Here is a 19507-nt window from a genome sequence, read left to right as displayed (position 1 = left end):
CCCGCCCCTCCAAGCACTTGAGAGAAAATGAAGATCAGAGCCGGTTTCGAAATCGAATATGAGTGCCAGCAGCCGACGCCGATGCTGCTTGCCCTATCGGTGCATCCCTCGCGGCTGCGCGACCTTGAAACGCCACATCACATCACGTTCGAACCGGAGATCCCGTCGCGCGACTATCGTGACGATTTCGGCAATATCTGCACGCGCATCGTGGCCCCCGCCGGGCTGTTGCGCATGTCGACGGAATTCACCATCCGCGACGAGGGCCTCCCCGACGAGGTGGCGCCGGATGCGCGCCAGACGCCGGTCGACGAACTTCCCGACGACGTGCTTCTCTTCCTGCTCGGCAGTCGCTACTGCGAGACGGACCGGCTGACCGATCTCGCCTGGTCGCTCTTCGGTCATGTGCCGCAGGGCTGGAAGATGGTCGCGGCCATCTGCGACTACGCCCATGAGCGCATCACCTTCGACTACATGAAGGCCGATCCGATGCGCAGCGCCGTGAACGGCAATTACGAACAGACGGGTGTCTGCCGCGATTTCGCCCATCTCGCCGTCGCCCTGTGCCGTTGCATGAATATTCCCGCGCGCTACTGCACGGGTTATCTCGGCGATATCGGCGTTCCCGAAGACGTCAACCCGATGGATTTCAGCGCCTGGTTTGAGGCCTATCTCGACGGCCGCTGGTACACCTTCGACGCACGCCACAATCACCCGCGCATCGGGCGCATTCTGATGGCGCGCGGACGTGATGCGACCGACGTGGCGATCTCCACGAGTTTCGGCGCCTCGCGTCTTGCGGGCTTCAAGGTGATCACCGACGAAATCGTTGGAAAGGCCGCGGCCTGAAAGCCGCACCAGCCGGTCATGCAATCCAGCCTCCCGCTTTGAAGAATCCCGTTCCGACCTTATGTGCACCGCAACGGAAACAACGGGAGTTCTTCATGCTCGACACACCAGCGACGACGAATCTGCCGACGAAACGCTTCGGCCGCACAGATATGCAGATCACCCGTGTCGGCTTCGGCGCCTGGGCGATCGGCGGTCCCGACTGGGCCGTCGGCTGGGGCGCACAGGATGATGCGGAATCCGTTGCCGCCATCCGTCACGCCGTGTCCCGCGGCATCAACTGGGTCGACACCGCCGCCGTCTATGGTCTCGGCCATTCCGAGGAGGTGGTGAAGAAGGCGCTCGCCGATGTCCCGGCCAGCGAACGCCCTTACGTCTTCACCAAATGCGGTCTCGTCTGGGACGAAAACGACCGCAAGAAGATGCCGGCGCGCATCGGCGCTGCCGACAGCCTGCGCCGCGAGGTGGAAGCCTCGCTGAAGCGCCTCGGCGTGGAGCGCATCGATCTTTATCAGATGCACTGGCCCGCCAATGACGGCACGCCGGTGGAAGAATACTGGCAGACGCTGCTGGAGCTGAAGAAGGAAGGCAAGATCCGCGCCGCCGGCCTCTCCAACCACAATGCCGAGCAGCTGCAAAAAGCGGAGACCGTCGGCCATGTCGACACGCTGCAGCCGCCGTTTTCGGCGATCAAACGCGAGGTGGCGGAGAAGGAACTGCCCTGGTGCGACGCGCATGAGACGGGCGTCATCGTCTATTCGCCGATGCAGTCGGGCCTTCTGAGCGGCCGCTTCAGCGTCGAGCGGGCACGGGCCCTGCCAGAGGATGACTGGCGCTCCAGAAATCCTGACTACACCGGCGAAAAGCTTGAAAAGAACCTCGCCCTTGCCGATAGCCTGAAGCCGATCGCAGAAAAGCACGGCACCACGGTGCCCGCCGTCGCCGTCGCCTGGACCCTCGCCTGGCCGAGCGTCACCGGCGCCATCGTCGGCGCCCGCAATCCGGGTCAGGTCGATGGCTGGATCGATGCGGCAACGCTCGAACTGACCAAGGACGATCTCGCTGACATCGCCAAAGCCATCGAAACAACCGGGGCCGGCAACGGTCCGGCCATGCCGAGGGTCTGAGCGATGCCATCCGACAAGACGAAACTCCTCGGCCTGCCGGGGAGCCTTCGCCGCGAGAGCTATTCCCGCGCCGTTCTAGAGGGCCTTGCCGCTGAGGACGATGACACCGTCGAGCTTGAGATCGGCCATATCGACCTGCCGCTCTACAATGCCGATCTCGACGGCGAAGACGCCCCCGCGCCAGTCCAGGAACTGCGCCAGGCGATAGCGGCAAGCGACGGCCTCGTCATTGCCACGCCGGAATACAATCACGGCATTCCGGGCGTCTTGAAAAATGCACTCGATTGGGCCTCGCGTCCGCGCGGCTCGTCGTCGCTCATGGGCAAACCGGTTCTGGTCATTTCCGCCTCCCCCGCCTTCACCGGCGGCGTGCGCGCGCAGGCACAGCTCAACGAGACGCTCCACGCTGCAGAATGCCGCCTCGTCGGCGGGCCGCAGATCGTCATCGGCAATGTCGGTGACAAGGTGCGGGATGGCCGTCTCGTCGATCCTGCCATCCTCGATTTCGCCCGCGATGGCCTCAAACGCCTGCAAGCCGTGATCGCAGGCTGAACCCATATCGAGGGGCGTCGCAAGGCGCTCCCTCTGACCGCCCTCCCCCCGCGGCCACGCGCCCGCTTGCACGTTGAAATAATTGCCTTTATCTGCCCCGAGCGCTGTCTGGCGGATGAGGACAATGGGCGAGCTGCAGATCCGGGATCAAAACGAGGCGGACCGCACGGCCGTCAAGGAACTGGTGCGGCAGGCCTTCCTTCATAAGCCCTACGCGACGGGCACAGAAGCCTTCCTCATCGATGCTCTATGGAGGCGCGGCAAGGCGACGATTGCCCTCGTCGCCGAAGCCGATGGCCATATCCTCGGCCAGGCCGCTTTCTCGCCTGTCACCATTACCGGCGACGACGGTCAGGTGACGACGGGCTGGCACGGGCTCGGCCCCATCGCCGTCTTACCCGAGGTGCAGAGAAAAGGCGTCGGCTCGGTGCTCATGGAAGTAGGCTTGACGAAGCTGCGTGCGCTCGGCAGCGCGGGCTGCGTGCTCGTCGGCGATCCCGCATACTACGAGCGCTTCGGCTTCGAGAAGTCTCCGCAGCTGAGAGTGCCGGGCATACCGGCGGAAAACCTGCTCGCCCTCCCCTTCACCGACACCCTGCCGGCAGGCGAAATCGTCTTTGACGAGGCCTTTCAGGCGACCTCCTAGAACTACGCGCGCTCGGTCTCGAGCATCGCCGCCTGCAGCGACTGCGCGCTGTAGGGCTTTCGCACTTTGTGCGTGGCATCGAAGGGCGCAGGCAGGGCCGCCTGCTCGCCATAGCCGGTCGCGAAGGCGAATGGCACATCCATCTCCGCCAGCCGTTCGGCGATTTCGAGGCTCGTTTCCGCGCCGAGATTGACGTCGAGAAGCGCGAAATCCGGCGCCTGACGCTCGATCTCCTTGAGTGCATCGCTCACGCCGCTCGCGGTGCGGACATTTCCGACACCGAGCGACAGAAGCATCTGCTCGGTGTCGAGCGCGATGATCATGTTGTCTTCCACGACGAGAACGTCAGCGGGCAAGGCGTCGCCTGCCTCGTCGAGCCTCGGGGCCTCATTCAATCTGTCCACGACGATCTCGCTGCGATGAAAGTGTTTGGGTGGAATGACGAAGCGCGCCTTGAGGCCGGTCAGCTCGTAATCGACCTTCGCCTCGCCGCCGAGATCGTGCACGATCGATTGCTCGATCACCGTGGAGCCGAAGCCGTAACGCTTCGGCGGCTTGACCGGCGGGCCGCCGCGCTCGCCCCAATCGATCGTGAGGCGGCCGAGCGTATCGAAATCGGTCATGATGTCGATCTGGCCACGGCTGTCGGAGAGAGCACCGTATTTCGCTGAATTGGTGATGAGTTCGTGGATCACGAGAGCGACGGTCGTGAACGCCTCCGGCTGCACGAGCACGTCGGAGCCGGTCAGCACGACCCGGTCGGCCTTGCCGCCGAGATAGGCGCCCGCCTCCGTCGTCACCAGATTGCGGAAGGAGGCGGGGCTCCAATCGTCCGAGGTGATCTGGTCGTGTGCGCGTGCGAGCGCCTGGATGCGTCCGCCCACGACTTCGGTGAAGGCTTCGATGCTGGTCGCATCCTTGCTCTGGTTGATGACGCCGCGAATGAGGCTCAGGATATTGCGGACGCGATGGTTGAGTTCCGCGATGAGGAGCTTTTGACGCTCCTGCGCGCGGCGGCGCTCCGCCTCCGTCAGATTGGACAGCTGCAGGATCACTTCCAGAAGACTGACGCGCAGACCCTCGGCAATCCGTTCCTCCACGGGAGACCACGGCATCGACTGACCGCTCACCGTTTCCTTCCAGATGTCGAAGCTCTTGCGCGGGGTGAGCCGGGCCCCGAGCGGTCCGACGCTCACGGGTTTCTCCGGATTGCCCGCCCAGTTGACGCTGCGCGTCACCTCCTTGCGGAAGAAGATCAGATAATCGCCTGGCTGCCGCGACAGCGGCACGACGAGCATACCGGCGGCACGATCGGCAAAAGCACGTCCGGCTTCATATTCTGCGCCGATTTCGTGCTGGGCATAGACTTCGCCGACGCCTTTTTCACGCAGATGCCCCGCAAGTCCGGCGAAATCGGTTTCGTTCGGCGTCAGACCTTTCAAGGTGGCACGTCCCTCCACCCACAGCCCGATCCCGTCGCAGACGAGAAGATCGGCGATCTCGTCGAGATGATCGACGATGCTCTCAAACCGCGTCGCCTCGGCCGCCATCACGGCAACGAGCTTATTGTGCAGCGTATTGGAGCGTTCCTCGTATTCCGCTTCGGTCTGGCGTTCACGATTTTCCACCAGGAGCGAGAACATCTGACCGAAGAGTTCGGCGGCCGTCCGCCGCTCGAAGGTGACGTGATGCGGCGTGTAATGATGGCAGGCGAAGAGCCCCCATAGCCGCCCCTCGCGCAGGATCGACACCGACATGGAGGCATCGACCCCCATATTCTGCAGATACTCGATATGGATGGGCGAAACGCTGCGCAGAATGCTCATCGACAGATCGAGCGGCTGACCGTTGTGATCGAGCGCCGGCTCGACGGGCGACGGCTCCGCAGAAATGTCCGGTATGATCCGCAGCCAGTTCTTCTCGTAGAGAATGCGGGCCTGGCGCGGAATATCGGTCGCCGGATAGTGCAAGCCGAGAAACGAGCCGATGCCGGAGCGCGCCGATTCTGCGATCACCTCGCCCGACCCGTCATGATCGAAACGATAGATCATCACCCGGTCGAAGCCGGTCAAAGCCTGCATTTCGCGCGCGGCGATGCGATAGAAATTTCTGAGATCATCCGTGCGCTGCAGCCGCGCCACCATGCCTCGCACCATGGCGGCCGCATTGGCGGCGGGCTCGGCGACCGACCGCTCACATTCCACCACCACCTCGTCGCCGGACAGATGCACCGCGATGTCGCAGAGGAGGCCCGCTTCCGTCACCGTCACGCCGAAGGCGCGCGCCACCGTCTCGCCCATCACCGCGCCCTGCAAATGGTTGCGGATCGTGTGCACGGCCTGCCCGAGAAAGACGTGGTCGATCGGCAGGCCGAGAAGATCCTCACCCGGACGCCCGAGCCACTCCGCCGCGTTGCGCGACACCCGCGTCACCACCCAGCTTGAACGGGACACGGCCACAAGGAATCCGAACGGCTGCACCGCACCGAGCAGATGGATCGGCTCGCGATCGCAATTCGTCAGGTCGACTTCGAATTGGGTCGGATCAGACATGGGTGAGCACCCCATCGGCCTGTGCAACGCTTCGCGCGGCCGCATCGAAAAGAGCGAAAACTGTTTCGGCGCCCTTCACGGCCTCGTCCGGCGCGTCCTGCACGGCCTGCGATCCTTCCAGCCTGACGACGAAGCTCGGCCACAATTGCTGGCCCTCGCCATGACGAAGAAACCGGGAGGCCACTCTCATGCGCGGCCCCGCATCGGCGAGGATGTCACGGGTCAGGATCTTCGCACCGAGGCGCGAGCCTTCCAGCACATAGGCCGCGCCCAGCATGAAGGCTTCCCCTTGCATGTCGGGCGAAGAGACGGGCTGCGGGCGCTCCGCCCCCAAAGCCTCAATGTCGTCAAGCAGGGCCGAACTCCGCCGCCGCATATCCCAGTCCGAGAGCAGCGCTGCGATGCCGGCCACCTCCAGCGTCTCCTCCACGGGCACGATCGCGGCCGCATTCGCCCGCAGAAACGACGCGTAGCCCGTCTCGCCTTGCACGAGCATGGGATTGAGACGCGCTTCGACCTCGGCATGAAGCTCGGCCGTAGCGGCGTGCAAAAGAGCGCGGACAGACCTCAATGAAAGAATTTCCTAATGAACGGTCGGGTGCAACCGCATTCACGTGCCACTGGCCTTACGCCCAGATGCGGTCAGCGGGCCGAATCTGATGCATGAATTCAGCCAGCTCTGAATGGCTAGCAAGCACGAACTCCGCGCCCCTGTCTGTTCACTTGTGAACACAGGAATGAGCGAAGTTGCCGATTTTGCGTGCAAACGGCCGGAAAACCGGCCTTTTGCCGGTTTCGACCATTCCACGCGGTTCACGATGTCCCCGGCAGCCCTGCGCAATGAGGCGACAAACTCGTCCTTCTGGAGGCGACGGAGTGCGGCACAATCGCCACAGATCACGGGTTGCGCTGTGTTCACTACAGCACATAAAAGCGGAGACTGACCACACGTGCGGGACGAGCGCCCATGTTACACAATCCTGCCCGGGAGCATCCGGCAGAGACGCGCCCCCTCAACAATCTCTTGAGGGTCCTGAAGGACGAGGATTACGGCCTCCTTGAACCGCATTTCCAGCTGCTGCACCGCAACAGCGACCATGTCATGTACAATCCGGGCGACAACGTCGACAACGTCTACTTTCCTTGCGGACCGGCGCTTGCTTCGTTTCTCGTCGCCAACGAGGACGGTGAGGATACCGAGACCATTCTGATCGGCCGCGAAGGCGCCGTCGGCGGCATCGTCAGCGCCGGTCGTCTCCCGGCGTTTTCGCGTATCATCGTCAAATTCGAAGGCCCGTTCGTCGGCCTGAAGCTCACGGAGCTGGAGGCGGCGAAGCAGAAATCGCGGGCTGTGCGGCAGCTCTTTGCGCGCTACGCCGATTGCCTCGTCGCGCAGATGCTGCAGTCGATCACCTGCAACGCCATCCATTCCGTCGATCAGCGGGCCGCGAAATGGATCATCGCCACGATGGAGCGGACCGGTGATCACACCGTTCCTCTGACGCATGAGCAGCTCGCCCGCATGCTTGGCGTCGGCCGCTCCTATACGAGCCGCGTCATGCAGACCTTCAAGGCGGAAGGCATTCTGGAAACACAGCGCGGCTCGCTGCTGGTGCGCGATCATTCCGCACTCCATGCCCGCTCGTGCAAGTGCAACGATGCCGTGAAACATCATTTCGACGCCGTGCTCAAAGACGTCTATCCGGAGCCCGACCAGGACGTCCATTGAGGGCGACCGGCCTGGCCGCACGAAGTGGTCACTGCACCCAAACCGGCGATGAGAGGACGAGCCCGCCACCGATCCTTCGCCCGCGCCGCCCTGGATCGATCAGGCGCGCAACTTAGCCGGCGTCCCTCCCACCGATTGAGCCGCGCCTGCAAGCGGGCTATGGCCTCTTCTCTTCCTGCCGGGTGACCCAGAACCATGAAAAATTCGGAACGGCGCATCAGCCGCTTCATCTTGGCTGCAATCGTCGGCGGCTTTCTCATGCTGCTTGCCGTAGGTGTCAGCTTCCTGGTCGTGCTGCGCCAGACCCAGGTCAGCGCGGAATGGGTGGCGCATACACAGGAAGTCGCTGCGAGCCTTGCCGAACTGGGTGCCGCGATTGAACGTTCGGAGACGGCGCGGCGCGGCTATCTCCTCTCGGCGGACGAGCGTTTCGCCAATGCCTTCGAACAGCTCGCCGGCGAGATCGAGACGCGCATGGATGCGGTCGATGCCCGCATCACCGACAACAGCGACCAGCAGAAACGCCTCGCGGAATTGCGGCAACTCGTCGCCACCCACCTCGCCTATGCCCGCGACACGCTTCAGAACCGCCGCCGGGCGAGAGACGACGCGACCCCCAAGATGACGTTCGACCGCGACGACGTCGACGTCATTCGCCGGGCCCGTGCCGCGGCAGCCGAAATGCTGAAGGCGGAAGAGGCTCTGCTCGTCGAGCGGCGCGCCCGCCAATTCCGCAACGTGCAGCTATCCTATGTCGTGCTGGCATTGTCGGGCCTCGTGTTCGTGGCGCTCGCGGCGGGTACGATTTGGGCGACGCGCCGCAACGTCCATGCGCTGGCGACGGCCGGTGCGCGTTTGCAGCTTCTCAACGAGGATCTGGAATCGGCTGTGGCCGAGCGCACGACGGAATTGCAGCGCGCCAATGACGAGATCCAGCGCTTCGCCTACATCGTCTCCCACGACCTGCGCTCGCCGCTCGTCAATGTCATGGGCTTCACCAGCGAGCTGGAGGTGGCGACGAAGCCGCTCACCGAGCTGATCGAAAAAGCCCGTGAAGAGGCGCCCGATCTCGTCACCGAAGAGGTGCGACTGACGATCGAAGAGGATCTTCCCGAAGCCATCGGCTTCATCCGCTCGTCGACGCAGAAGATGGACCGCCTGATCAACGCCATCCTGCATCTGTCGCGGGCCGGGCGCCGCGTTCTCTCGCCCGAGAAGCTCGACATGAACGCCCTCGTCGCCGGCATCGCCGACACGCTGCAGCATCGCCTTCAGGAGCTCGACGCGGAAATCCGCATCGAACCGATCCCGACCCTGGTGACCGATCGCCTGGCCATCGAGCAGATCATCTCCAATCTTGTGGAGAACAGCGTCAAATACCTGAAACCGGGGCGCCCCGGCCTGATCAAGGTGCGTGGCCGTCAGCATTCCGGGCGCATCATCATCGAAGTTGAAGACAACGGTCGCGGCATCGATCCGAGGGATCACGAACGCATCTTCGACCTCTTCCGCCGTTCCGGATCGCAAGATCAGCCGGGCGAGGGCATAGGCCTCGCACATGTCCGTGCTTTGGCCTACCGCCTTGGTGGAACGATCGAGTGCGATTCGACGCTTGACGAAGGCGCCACCTTCCGCCTTTCAATGCCGCCGGAATTGCAGAAAGCGTAGGGACCCGTCGTGTCGAGCCATCAACCGGTCACCATCATCATGATCGAAGACGATGAGGGGCATGCGCGTCTCATCGAAAAGAACATCCGGCGCGCCGGCGTCAACAACCCGGTCCGCCATTTCGTCGAGGGAACGGCCGCGGTCGAATTCCTCTTCAACAGCCCCGAGGGCCCGACCCATAATGGCCCGGCACTGGTGCTTCTCGACCTCAACCTGCCCGACATGAGCGGCACCGACATCCTGATAAGGATGAAAGAGGAGAACAGCCCGCTGCGCCGCACGCCCGTCGTGGTTCTGACGACCACCGACGACAAGATGGAGATCGAGCGCTGCTACGATCTCGGCGCCAACGTCTATATTACCAAGCCCGTCGAGTACGAATCCTTCGCCCAGGCGATCCGTCAGCTCGGCCTGTTCATTTCGGTTATCCAGGTTCCCGAACCCGAGATCGAAGCCTGATTACCCCTTGAAGAACCGGATGAAATGCCGCGCATTCTCTATATCGACGACGACGAGGGGCTACGGCGCCTGACACGCCGCGCGCTTGCCCGCCGCGGTTACGAACTCACCACCGCCGCCAGCGCCGACGAAGGGCTCGCCCTTCTTCAGAAAGACACGTTCGACCTCGTCGCCATCGACCATTACATGCCCGGCAAGACGGGGCTCGACGCGCTTCCTCTCATCAACGCGCTGCCCTCGCCTCCCCCGGTCGTCTATGTCACGGGTTCGGAGGAAAGCTCCGTTGCGGTGGCAGCCCTCAAGGCGGGCGCCCGCGATTACGTGGTGAAGACGGTCGGTGAGGAATTCTTCGACCTTCTGGCCTCCTCCTTCACCACGACACTCGAACATCAGCGTCTGGTCGCAGCACAGTATGAGGCGGAGCATGCGCTCAAAGCCTCCAACGAGCGCCTCACGGCGCTTCTGCGGGAGGCCAATCACCGCGTCGCCAATTCGCTGCAGATCGTCTCCTCCTTCATCCAGATGCAAGCCAACGCCGTCGAAGCGGAAGAGGCGAAGATCGCACTCAAGGACACGCAGCAGCGCGTTTATGCGATTGGTCAGGTGCATCGCCGGCTCTACACCTCGCAGGATATCAACAGCGTCGAGATGGGCGATTATCTGAGCGCGCTCACCGCCGGCCTGGAAGAGACTTGGTCGAGCGAGACCGCGGCGCGCCGCGTCCATCTCACCACCGACGGGCTGCGCCTCACCACCGATCAGGCCGTCTCGCTTGGCGTCGTCGTCAACGAGCTCGTCTCCAATGCCTGCAAATACGCTTACGGCGAGGAAGAGGACGGCGACATCCGCGTCGACCTCACGACCCTGCCTGGCGGCTTCCGCCTCAGCGTCGAGGACGACGGCAAGGGCTTCAACGGCGCAGCGACCCCCACCGGCACGGGTCTCGGCACCAAGCTTGTCACCGCAATGGCGAGGAGCCTGAATGCCGAGATGTCTTATGAAGGCGGGCCGCCGACCCGCATTATGCTGGTCAAAACGGCGTAGCGCCTGAAAGCGCCTCGCCGGCCGATTTTTTTCACCGCCCACGGGTCTTCACCGCCCACGGGTCTTCACCGCCCGCGGGTCTTCACCGCCCGCGGGTCTTCACCGATTGTCGAGCTGTGCCCGCACGCTGCGGCGGCCCCGTTCAGAAATCTGATAGGGCGCGCCGCCGCGCGATTCGATCAGCCCCTTCGACAGAAGCCGGGAAAAGACCGGCAAGGTGCAATCGGAGAGCACGAAACCGTCGCGGGTGAAACAGGTGACGTGGGTGATCTTGCGACCACCGCTTCGTTCATGACGGATGCGTCCGCCCTGAGCGAGCGCGTGCAACACGCGCTGCTCGAACTTCGAGATATTCATGGAAAACGCCTGGATCGGAGAAAGCACGGGGCAGAGCGCACGCGCCGCCCTCAGGCCGCGCCCGTTCGTTCTGCCGCTTCGCGTCTCCACCTGGATCAACGACCAGGGGAGCCTCAGAGGGCTCTGACAATCTCCAGCATCAAGGCTCCATCGCGCGGCAAAACCCCGCGCGTTGCCTCAGCACCTACTCACCGGCATCAATTGCGGCAAGTGACCGCTATGCCGCAGGCGCAAAATGCGGCGGGGCAACAGTCGATCGTCTCCTTCCCCACCTAGACGCCTTCGCCACTCCCCATTATATCCTCCGTTCCCCAGAGACATTCACGACAAGACGCAGGTAAAACCGCAATGGCGGGCCATTCACAGTTCAAGAACATCATGCACCGCAAGGGCCGCCAGGATGCGGCCCGCTCCAAGCTGTTCTCCAAATTGTCGAAGGAGATCACCGTCGCCGCCAAGGTCGGCGACCCTGATCCCAACACCAATCCGCGCCTGCGCCTGGCCGTGCAGAATGCCAAAGCGCAGTCGATGCCGAAGGACAACATCGAGCGTGCGATCCAGAAGGCGAGCGGCGGCGACAGCGACAATTACGAAGAGATCCGCTACGAAGGCTATGGCCCGGGCGGCGTTGCTTTCATCGTCGAGGCGATGACCGACAACCGCAACCGCACGGCCGGCGCGGTGCGCTCCTATTTCGCCAAGAACGGCGGCTCCCTCGGCGAGACCGGCTCCGTCGCCTTCATGTTCGAGCGCGTCGGCGAGATCTATTACCCGGCCTCCACCGGCGATCCGGAAAAGGTACTCGAAGCCGCGATCGAGGCCGGCGCCAGCGACGTCGAAAGCGACGAGGAAGGCCACACCATCCTCACCGAGTTCGAGGATCTGGGCGACGTCTCCTCCGCGCTTGCCGAGACGCTGGGCGACGCGGAATCCGTGCGCGCCATCTGGAAGCCGCAGACCCTGACGCCGGTCGATGAAGAGAAAGCCGGTACGCTGATGAAGCTCATCGCGACGCTCGAAGACGATGACGACGTGCAGAACGTCTATGCGAACTTCGACGTCGATGCCGAGGTCATGGAGCGGCTCTCCGCCGCCTGAGCCTTCGGAAAGAGCCCGTCGACGCGAAGATCGCGCAGACGAAAAAGCCCACGGAAAACGGGCAGCCGGCATCCGGCCGGCTGCCTCCCACGCCTACCGCAGCACCCCGTCGAAGGCGGGCGAGGCCATGATGGCGGCTGCCACGATGAGGCCGAGTGCCACCCTCCGGAACACCTTTTCGGAGGCAAAACCGAACATCTTCTGTCCGAGAATGAGCGCGACGAAATAGACGGGCGCGGCGATCGCTGCGCGCATCAGAGCCGCCTCGCTGAAGATGCCGTTCGCCCAGAACGACAGCCCCGTGATCACCGTCGACAGCGCGAAGAAGACGATGAGATTGGCGCGGATTTCCGCCGCCGCCTCGTGCCCGCTCATCCAATACACGACGACCGGCGGCCCGGAGAGCTGCGTCGCACCGCCGAGAAGCCCCGACAGCATGCCGACGCCGAAGGCGGAGGCGGGGCGCCGTGGCCCGGTGAAGCGCAGGCCGGAGCCGAGCAGGACGACGAGCGCGAGAACCACCCCCGACATGCCCCAGCGCAAGACAAGCGGGTCCGCCGTCGCAAGGAGATAGGCACCGAAAGGCGCGCACAGTGCCACGCCGCCGGCTGCCGGCAGGACGGAGCGGTAATTGCACACGCGCAAAGCTGGAATAAGGATGGGAAGCGTCGGCAGGGAATCGATCGCCCACAAGACGATGACCGCGGCGCGAGGTCCGATCAGAGATCCCGCAAAGGGGACGAAGACGAGGCCGGCGCCGAACCCGGCAAAGCCTCTGACGGTGCCGGCAACGAGCACCACCAGGGTCAAAGAGAGGGTGGCGGGATCACCCGCCACCGTCAGAAATTTTTCCACCATGCCTCCCGAAAACTCAGCTGCTCTCAACTGAGCTCACGCGAGATCAGGTGACGTCGCTCGACTTCAAATTCTTCAGCTTGGCGAAAACCGAATCCGGATCGATGTCGGGCTCGCGCTCGTGTCCCGTATCGCTTTCGGAAGGCTGCGGACGGCGTGTCGTCTCTTCCGCGGACAGAAGGCGTGCGCCTTCCTCTTCCACGGCGGGGGCGTTTTTCGCCGCCTTGCGGACTTCGAGGTCGAGTTCGAGCTGCGAGCACAAGCCGAGAGTGACAGGGTCGGCCGGCTGCAGGTTCGCCGAGTTCCAATGCGTGCGCTCGCGGATCGCCTCGATGGTCGGCTTGGTGGTGCCGACGAGACGGATGATCTGCGAATCCTTCAGTTCCGGATGATTGCGCACCAGCCACAAAATGGCGTTCGGCCGGTCCTGCCGCTTGGAAACGGGCGTATAGCGCGGTCCGCGCCGCTTCGTCTCCGGCACGCGCACTTTGGAGACCAGGATCTTCATCCGATAGGTCGGATCGCGCTCGGCCTTTTCGATCTCATCGCGCGCCAGCTGTCCGCCGATCACCGGATCGATACCCTTGATACCCTGGGCGGCGTCACCATCGGCGATCGCTTTGACTTCGAGAGGGTGCAGCCGGCAGAAATGTGCGATCTGCTCGAAGGTGAGCGAAGTATTGTCGACCAGCCATACGGCGGTCGCTTTCGGCATCAGAGGCGTTGACGCCATGGCATGATCCTCCTGTGTTCTCTGCCGGAGGGTCTCCGGCAGAGCGTGATTCACGTCGGTGGACGGGAAGTTGCCCGACATATACGGGCACCCGACGAAGCACGCAATGCGCCGTTGCGATAAGCTTGAGGTCGCAAAGCTATGCGCGCGGATCGACTTTCAAGACGATCTTGCCGACATGTTCAGCATCAATCATCTGGTGTGCTTCCACGACATCGGCAAATGGCACCACCGCGTGAATGACCGGCGTGTAGCGTCCAGCCGCGATCGCCGGCCACACCGTTTCCTCCAGCATACGCGCGAGTTCCGCCTTCGCTTCCACCGATTGCGGCCGCAAGGTCGAGCCCGTCAGAATGAGCCGCTTCTGCATGATCAGCGCGAGATCGACCTCCGCGCGCTGCCCCTTGAGGAAGGCGATCTGCACGATCCGTCCGTCGACCGCCGCCGCCTGCAAATTGCGCTGGGTATAGCTGCCGCCGACCATATCGAGGATGACGTCGGCGCCCTCGCCGCCGGTAAACTCGCGCACCACCTCGACGAAATCTTCGCTGTTGTAGTTGATCGCCCGGTCAGCGCCGATGCGCCTCGCCGCCTCGCAGCGCTCATCCGAGCCTGCCGTCACCAGAACATGCGCGTTGAACGCCTTGGCGAGCTGAATTGCCGTCGTGCCGATGCCGGACGTGCCGCCATGAACGAGAAGCGTCTCGCCGGGCCTGAGCGAGCCCCGTTCGAAGACATTGTGCCAGACCGTAAAAGTCGTTTCCGGCAAGGCCGCGCCTTCGATAAGCGACAACCCCTGGGGCAGAGGCAGAGCGTTCGTTTCCGCCACGGTCGCATATTCGGCGTAGCCGCCGCCGGGCAGAAGCGCCACGACCGCGTCGCCGACGCTGAAACGTTCCGCGCCCTCGCCCGCCGCCACCACATGGCCGGAAATTTCGAGCCCCGGAATGTCGGAGGCTCCCTTCGGCACTGGATAACGACCGAGCCGCTGCAAAACGTCAGGCCGGTTGATGCCCGCCGCCGCGACCTTGACGAGAAGCTCGCCTTCTCCCGGCTGCGGCACAGCGCGCTCTTCGAGAGCCAGCACCTCCGGCCCGCCCGGCTCGGTGATGGCGACGGCTTCCATCGTCTGCGGAATGTTCATGCATCCTCCCCACAATCTGCAGTGAACCTAGCGCGTGAAAGTCGGATTTTGAATGGGTGAAGCACCGGCAATGAAACGCTGACAGCCAGCGGATGCAGCGTTATCCTTCGCGCCAAAGGCCGAAACCAGATGGGCGACGATGTTTGCTGACGACGACAGGCCGGTCAAAAAGCCGGTCCATACGGTGGGAGAGGATCTTTCGCTCCTTTCAGAACACGAGCTCGAGGAGCGCATCGCGCTGTGCGAGGCGGAAATCGCGCGCATCCAACAGGAGCTGACGCGCAAAAAAGGCGGGCGCGCCGCGGCCGATGCTGTTTTCAAGCGCTAGTCGGCGATCGCTAAGCTTGTCGCTCGACGCTTAACTGCGAATTAACCTTTCTAATTTCTAATGACGCTATCCAATCAGGTTTGGATCTGAGTGATCCTGTTCACTCTGTTTGACGCCTCCCTGTATCAGCCTAAGAGCCGCCCAGCGGCTCTTTTTTTGGGCCGCGTCGCGATCTTTACTATTTGATTACAATCCGTTTGAATTCGACCTCGTCGGAGTGTCGAAATGGCTCCGCGATCGAGAAGCCGGTGGAGAACCCGGCTCCCGCACTTGCCGAGGCGCGGCCCTCGGCATTGAATAGCCAAAAGGGATCAAGTCCATGCGTCAAACGGGTAGCCGCGAAGAGCCACTGTCTTTCGGGCGCGCTTATGCGCATTCGCAGACATTCAGCGAATTGTTCCAGGCGGGCATGCAGCTCGTCGAGGAGACGGCAGCCTATCTCGATGGAGAAGGTCGCGTCGCCGCGTCCGGGCTCAATCGACCCGCTTCCATCGTCTACGCAACCGAATCCATGCGCCTCACCACGCGGCTGATGCAGCTCGCCTCCTGGCTCCTTCTGCATCGTGCGGTGAACGAAGGCGAGATGACACTCGACCAGGCGGCGGAAGAAAAGCACAAGATCCGCCTCGATCAAGCTCTGACCTCCATGCGAGGGCCAGGCTGGGACGAACTGCCGGAAGATTTCAAGGCACTGATCAACCGCTCCGTTTCCCTGCAGAAGCGGGTGCAGATGATCGACACGGCGCTTTTCGACGACGGACGCTCGACCCTGGAAGAAGCTCCAAGCCCGGTGGCAAGCCAGCTTGCCGTCCTCCAGGACGCCTTCGAGAAACGTGTCGGCTGAGGCCCACGGGCAAAAGCCGGCGCGAAGCGCCCCCACAGCGACATCTCGGCCAGCCGCAATCTTACGGATGGGCGCAATCTCGCGGAAAGACGACGTCTCGTCCGAGGCACCGAGATTACGGGCGTGTGCCCCAACCAGCGCTTGCGAAGACACCATCTGCAAAGACACCGCCCGCAAAAACAGCGCCGACCAAGCGCGCCGCAACAAAAAAGGCCGCCCCTTCGGAGCGGCCTTTTCGATTCTGGCGTTCCACGAACGCTGGCGGCGTTTGTCAGCGGCCGCGTCTTGTCGCTCCGACAGGAGCGGGCAACGCGACTTAGCTGAGGAAGCCGGCGTATTTGTTCTTGAAGCGCGACAGGCGTCCGCCGCGGTCGATGAGGTGCTGGCCGCCGCCGGTCCAGGCCGGATGCGTCGAAGGATCGATGTCGAGCTGCAGCGAGGCACCATCCTCGCCATAGGTCGAACGCGTCCAGTATTCCGTGCCATCGGTCATCACGACCTTGACCGGATGATAATCCGGATGGATGTCTTTCTTCATGTCTCGTCTCGTCGGTTGGAGCGGCCCGCCTGCCTTCGGCTCTCTCGCCCAAGGCCCGTGCCCTTCGTCGCTGCGCCCATCGTCACGCCACGGCTGTCGCCGCGCAGAAAGGCAATTGTCGTCGGCGATATACAGAAGCCGGCATGCGCTATCAAGTCCGTGCCGCAACCCTTGCACCACATGTCCAATCGTGCTCCCTGCAAAAACAAATGACCGATCGCTCTTCTAAAAGGCCCCGCAAGGCCGGCCGCTCGTCGTTGCGCCCTCTCAAGGCGCTTGTCCCCTATTTCGCCAGATATCGCGGACGTGTCGCAGCAACGCTTGCCGCGTTGATCCTTGCGACACTGGCAACACTCGCGATCCCGATGGCGGTGAGGCGCGTCGTCGATTTCGGCTTCTCCGCCGACAACGTCGGCTTCATCGACAGTTACTTCACCATGCTGCTCGTGGTGGTGGGCGTCCTGGCGGGGGCGAGCGCTGCGCGCTTTTATCTCGTCACCACGCTTGGCGAGCGCATCGTCGCAGACCTGCGCGACGCACTCTTCACGCGGATGATGCAGCTTTCCGCGGGCTTCTACGATACGGCGCGTTCGGGCGAGATTCTGTCGCGCCTCACTGCCGACACGACGCAGATCCGCGCGGCGATCAGCTTCGCCGCCTCCGTCGCGCTCAGAAACATCATGATGTTCCTCGGCTCGGTCGTGATGATGGTTGTGACGAGCCCCGGCCTGTCGGCGCTGGTTCTGGCTGCGATCCCCTTCATCGTCGTACCGATCCTGTGGTTCGGTCGCCGCGTGCGCCAGCGTTCGCGCTTCGCCCAGGATCGTCTGGCGGAAGCATCCGCCTATGCCTCGGAAGCGATTTCGGGCGTGCGCACGGTCCAGGCTTTCAATCAGGAGACCCCGGCGCGGCGCTATTTCGGCGTGCGCATCGAGGATGCTTTCCAGGCCGCCCGCAGCGCCACGGCGGCGCGCGCGGCCCTCACCGCCTTTGCCATTTTCATCGTCTTTGCGAGCGTCGTCGTGGTCCTCTGGTGGGGCGCGCAGGCAGTCGTCGACGGCACCATGACGGGCGGTCGGCTCAGCCAGTTCGTGCTGTATTCGGTGTTTGCAGCCGCGGGCCTCGGCGAGATCGGCCAGGTCTGGGGTGAGATCAGCCAGGCCGCCGGCGCCACCGAGCGGATCGTCGAGCTTCTGGAGACGGAACCCGAAATCAAGAAGCCGCAAAATCCTGTGGCCCTGCCCACCCCGGCCCGCGGCGAGGTGCGCTTCGACGACGTCTCCTTCGCGTATCCGCAAGGTTCAGGGCCGGTGCTCCACAACGTCGTCTTCGACATAAAGGCGGGCGAACGCGTGGCGATTGTCGGGCCTTCGGGCGCCGGCAAATCGACGGTCTTCGCGCTCCTGATGCGCTTTTACGACCCGCAGACGGGTTCGGTCGTGGTGGATGGCGTTCCCATCACCAAGGCAGATCCGGAAGAGGTCCGCCGCCGCATCGCGCTCGTTCCGCAGGACGTGGCGATCTTTGCCGCCACAGCCTTCGAAAATATTCGCTTTGGCAACGAGGCCGCGAGCCGCGAGGACGTGGAGGCGGCGGCCCGGGCTGCCAATGCCGACGAATTCATCCGCGCGCTCCCGGAAGGTTACGACACGGTGCTCGGAGAACGCGGCATCACGCTTTCCGGCGGTCAGAAACAACGCATCGCCATTGCCCGCGCGCTTTTGAAAGACGCCCCGATCCTGCTCCTCGACGAGGCGACGAGTTCGCTCGACGCCGAAAGCGAAGTCGCCGTCCAGGCCGCTCTCGAAACCTTGATGAAGGACCGCACCAGCCTCGTCATCGCCCACAGGCTGGCGACCGTGCGCAATGCCGATCGCATCCTGGTGATGGAGAACGGCGCGCTCGTCGAGGAAGGCACGCATCAGGCGCTCATTTCCAAGAGCGGCCTTTATGCGCGTCTCGCCGAGCTGCAGTTCAATGACGGCGCCCGCGAGCCGGAATCTGCCGCCGCCGAATAGGACGGCGCGTCACACCGCTTCCGAGGCACGCATCGAAAAAGCCCCGCTGCGGACCAACCGCAGCGGGGCTTCCTGTTTCACGCGTGTTGCCGTCAGAGACGGCCTTCCCAACTCTTCGCAGAGGGCTCAGCCGAGGCCGAGCTTGCCGCGCAGCGTGGAAAGATCTTCCGCCAGCGTATTCACCTTGGTGGAGAGGAGATTGCGATCTTCATCGCTGAGCTTCGTGTAGGAGACGTAGCCGCCCTCGTCGGTCTCGTACTCTTCGAGCACCTCATAGACATCGTCGAAATTGCCCTGGACCGTCTTGAGGAACTCCTCCGAATCCTTCTCTTCCAGGACCGGCTTCAAGAGATCGAAGATCTTGTAGGCGCCGTCGAAATTCGCCTTGAAGTCCCAAAGATCGGTGCGGCTGTAGCGGTCTTCCTCGCCCGAGATTTTTGTTGCCGCAACCTCTTCCATGAGCGCGGCCGCGCCGCCGACGACCACTTCCGGCGGGAAGGTCAGCTCGTTGATACGGCTGTTGAGGTCTTTCACGTCCGACAAAAGCTGATCGGCGTATTCGTCGAGCCCGTCCGTGGAACCCTCTTCCCACAGGCCATATTCAAGGCGGTGGAAGCCGGTGAAAGTCGGGTCCTGTTCGCCCTTTTCGTAATCGTCGGCGCGGGCGTCGATGGAGACGTCGAGGTCGGAGAAGAGCTCGGCGATCGGCTCCACAGCCTCGTAGCTCGTGCGCGTCGGCGCGAAGAGCTCCTTCGCCTTCTCCACATCGCCGGCCTTGATCGCTGCGACGAAAGCTTGCGTGTCCTTCACCAGCTCTGCGGTGTTTTCGGCCACGTAGATCTTGTACTGGGCAAGCGGCTCAACGAGGTCGAGCGAGGCGTCTTGCGCCATGGCCCCGGTGAGAGCCGTGGTGCTGAGAGCGAATGCCAGGGCGCCTGCGCGCAGATGTCGGGTGAAGTTCATAAG

General features: G+C 63.3%; 21 protein-coding genes. 13 read left to right on the top strand and 8 right to left on the bottom strand.

Annotated features, from left to right (window positions below; translation table 11 throughout):
* Positions 1 to 27: 27 nt before the first annotated feature.
* From J2R99_RS09515 to J2R99_RS09500, 4 genes are all read left to right on the top strand, one after another.
* Positions 28 to 849 carry a transglutaminase-like domain-containing protein gene (locus J2R99_RS09515; RefSeq protein ID WP_307154265.1) on the top strand — a complete coding sequence of 274 codons (822 nt, stop codon included), beginning with the start codon at positions 28 to 30 and terminating at the stop codon, positions 847 to 849.
* Positions 850 to 944: 95 nt separating this feature from the next.
* On the top strand, positions 945 to 1976 hold the full coding sequence (locus J2R99_RS09510) for an aldo/keto reductase (RefSeq protein WP_307154264.1): 1032 nt from the start codon (positions 945 to 947) through the stop codon (positions 1974 to 1976).
* Positions 1977 to 1979: 3 nt separating this feature from the next.
* Positions 1980 to 2528, top strand: coding sequence for an NADPH-dependent FMN reductase (locus J2R99_RS09505; protein ID WP_307154263.1), 549 nt, complete (start codon positions 1980 to 1982; stop codon positions 2526 to 2528).
* 124 nt (positions 2529 to 2652) lie between these two features.
* A complete protein-coding gene (locus J2R99_RS09500) occupies positions 2653 to 3174 on the top strand; it encodes a GNAT family N-acetyltransferase (RefSeq protein WP_307154262.1) in 522 nt (173 codons plus the stop codon).
* A 2-nt stretch (positions 3175 to 3176) separates the two neighbouring features.
* Here the strand turns inward: J2R99_RS09500 and J2R99_RS09495 are convergent, their stop codons facing one another.
* Both J2R99_RS09495 and J2R99_RS09490 read right to left on the bottom strand, forming a co-directional pair.
* Positions 3177 to 5726 carry an HWE histidine kinase domain-containing protein gene (locus J2R99_RS09495; protein WP_307154261.1) on the bottom strand — a complete coding sequence of 850 codons (2550 nt, stop codon included), beginning with the start codon at positions 5724 to 5726 and terminating at the stop codon, positions 3177 to 3179.
* Positions 5719 to 6297 (bottom strand): biliverdin-producing heme oxygenase, encoded by a 579-nt coding sequence (locus tag J2R99_RS09490; protein ID WP_307154260.1) that lies wholly within the window; start codon positions 6295 to 6297, stop codon positions 5719 to 5721. The genes J2R99_RS09495 and J2R99_RS09490 overlap by 8 nt, the downstream gene beginning before the upstream one ends.
* Positions 6298 to 6693: 396 nt before the next feature.
* On the opposite strand from J2R99_RS09490, the gene J2R99_RS09485 reads away from it, so the two are divergent.
* The 4 genes from J2R99_RS09485 to J2R99_RS09470 all read left to right on the top strand — a co-directional run bounded on the left by J2R99_RS09485 (position 6694) and on the right by J2R99_RS09470 (position 10626).
* A complete protein-coding gene (locus tag J2R99_RS09485) occupies positions 6694 to 7455 on the top strand; it encodes a Crp/Fnr family transcriptional regulator (RefSeq protein WP_092815480.1) in 762 nt (253 codons plus the stop codon).
* 195 nt (positions 7456 to 7650) lie between these two features.
* The gene (locus tag J2R99_RS09480) at positions 7651 to 9123 is read left to right on the top strand and encodes a sensor histidine kinase (protein WP_307154259.1); all 1473 of its coding nucleotides are present in this window, start codon (positions 7651 to 7653) and stop codon (positions 9121 to 9123) included.
* 39 nt (positions 9124 to 9162) lie between these two features.
* The gene (locus J2R99_RS09475; RefSeq protein WP_307155668.1) at positions 9163 to 9582 is read left to right on the top strand and encodes a response regulator; all 420 of its coding nucleotides are present in this window, start codon (positions 9163 to 9165) and stop codon (positions 9580 to 9582) included.
* 24 nt (positions 9583 to 9606) lie between these two features.
* Positions 9607 to 10626 carry a response regulator gene (locus J2R99_RS09470; protein WP_307154258.1) on the top strand — a complete coding sequence of 340 codons (1020 nt, stop codon included), beginning with the start codon at positions 9607 to 9609 and terminating at the stop codon, positions 10624 to 10626.
* A 99-nt stretch (positions 10627 to 10725) separates the two neighbouring features.
* Here the strand turns inward: J2R99_RS09470 and J2R99_RS09465 are convergent, their stop codons facing one another.
* Positions 10726 to 10983 (bottom strand): YjhX family toxin, encoded by a 258-nt coding sequence (locus tag J2R99_RS09465; RefSeq protein WP_128290985.1) that lies wholly within the window; start codon positions 10981 to 10983, stop codon positions 10726 to 10728.
* Here J2R99_RS09465 and J2R99_RS09460 point away from each other — a divergent pair.
* Entirely contained in the window at positions 10982 to 11110 is a 129-nt protein-coding gene (locus J2R99_RS09460; RefSeq protein WP_307154257.1) for a hypothetical protein, read from the top strand. The genes J2R99_RS09465 and J2R99_RS09460 overlap by 2 nt on opposite strands.
* 221 nt (positions 11111 to 11331) lie before the next feature.
* Entirely contained in the window at positions 11332 to 12081 is a 750-nt protein-coding gene (locus J2R99_RS09455) for a YebC/PmpR family DNA-binding transcriptional regulator (protein WP_092815465.1), read from the top strand.
* Positions 12082 to 12174: 93 nt separating this feature from the next.
* Here the strand turns inward: J2R99_RS09455 and J2R99_RS09450 are convergent, their stop codons facing one another.
* The 3 genes from J2R99_RS09450 to J2R99_RS09440 form a co-directional block, all read right to left on the bottom strand.
* A complete protein-coding gene (locus tag J2R99_RS09450) occupies positions 12175 to 12939 on the bottom strand; it encodes a TSUP family transporter (RefSeq protein WP_307154256.1) in 765 nt (254 codons plus the stop codon).
* A 43-nt stretch (positions 12940 to 12982) separates the two neighbouring features.
* A complete protein-coding gene (locus J2R99_RS09445; protein ID WP_092815458.1) occupies positions 12983 to 13669 on the bottom strand; it encodes a DUF1013 domain-containing protein in 687 nt (228 codons plus the stop codon).
* Between the two features lie 139 nt (positions 13670 to 13808).
* Entirely contained in the window at positions 13809 to 14813 is a 1005-nt protein-coding gene (locus J2R99_RS09440) for an NAD(P)H-quinone oxidoreductase (RefSeq protein WP_307154255.1), read from the bottom strand.
* 139 nt (positions 14814 to 14952) lie between these two features.
* On the opposite strand from J2R99_RS09440, the gene J2R99_RS09435 reads away from it, so the two are divergent.
* Entirely contained in the window at positions 14953 to 15141 is a 189-nt protein-coding gene (locus J2R99_RS09435) for a DUF1192 domain-containing protein (protein WP_128290982.1), read from the top strand.
* A gap of 319 nt (positions 15142 to 15460) precedes the next feature.
* Complete coding sequence (gene rcdA / locus J2R99_RS09430; protein WP_307154254.1) at positions 15461 to 15985, top strand: protease adaptor protein RcdA; 525 nt, start codon at positions 15461 to 15463, stop codon at positions 15983 to 15985.
* A gap of 316 nt (positions 15986 to 16301) precedes the next feature.
* On the opposite strand, the gene rpmE is transcribed toward rcdA, so the two are convergent.
* Positions 16302 to 16523: a 50S ribosomal protein L31 gene (gene rpmE / locus J2R99_RS09425; protein WP_307154253.1), complete on the bottom strand. Its 222-nt coding sequence runs from the start codon at positions 16521 to 16523 to the stop codon at positions 16302 to 16304.
* A gap of 209 nt (positions 16524 to 16732) precedes the next feature.
* On the opposite strand from rpmE, the gene J2R99_RS09420 reads away from it, so the two are divergent.
* Positions 16733 to 18541 carry an ABC transporter transmembrane domain-containing protein gene (locus J2R99_RS09420; protein WP_307154252.1) on the top strand — a complete coding sequence of 603 codons (1809 nt, stop codon included), beginning with the start codon at positions 16733 to 16735 and terminating at the stop codon, positions 18539 to 18541.
* Positions 18542 to 18667: 126 nt separating this feature from the next.
* Here the strand turns inward: J2R99_RS09420 and efeO are convergent, their stop codons facing one another.
* Positions 18668 to 19504, bottom strand: a complete 837-nt coding sequence (efeO, locus tag J2R99_RS09415; protein WP_307154251.1) for an iron uptake system protein EfeO — start codon at positions 19502 to 19504, stop codon at positions 18668 to 18670.
* Positions 19505 to 19507: the final 3 nt, after the last annotated feature.

The sequence above is a fragment of the Rhodopseudomonas julia genome (assembly GCF_030813515.1).
GTDB lineage: Bacteria > Pseudomonadota > Alphaproteobacteria > Rhizobiales > Afifellaceae > Afifella > Afifella julia.
The sequence above is the reverse complement of the archived record's forward strand: the minus strand, read 5'-3'. Positions and strand labels throughout refer to the sequence as shown.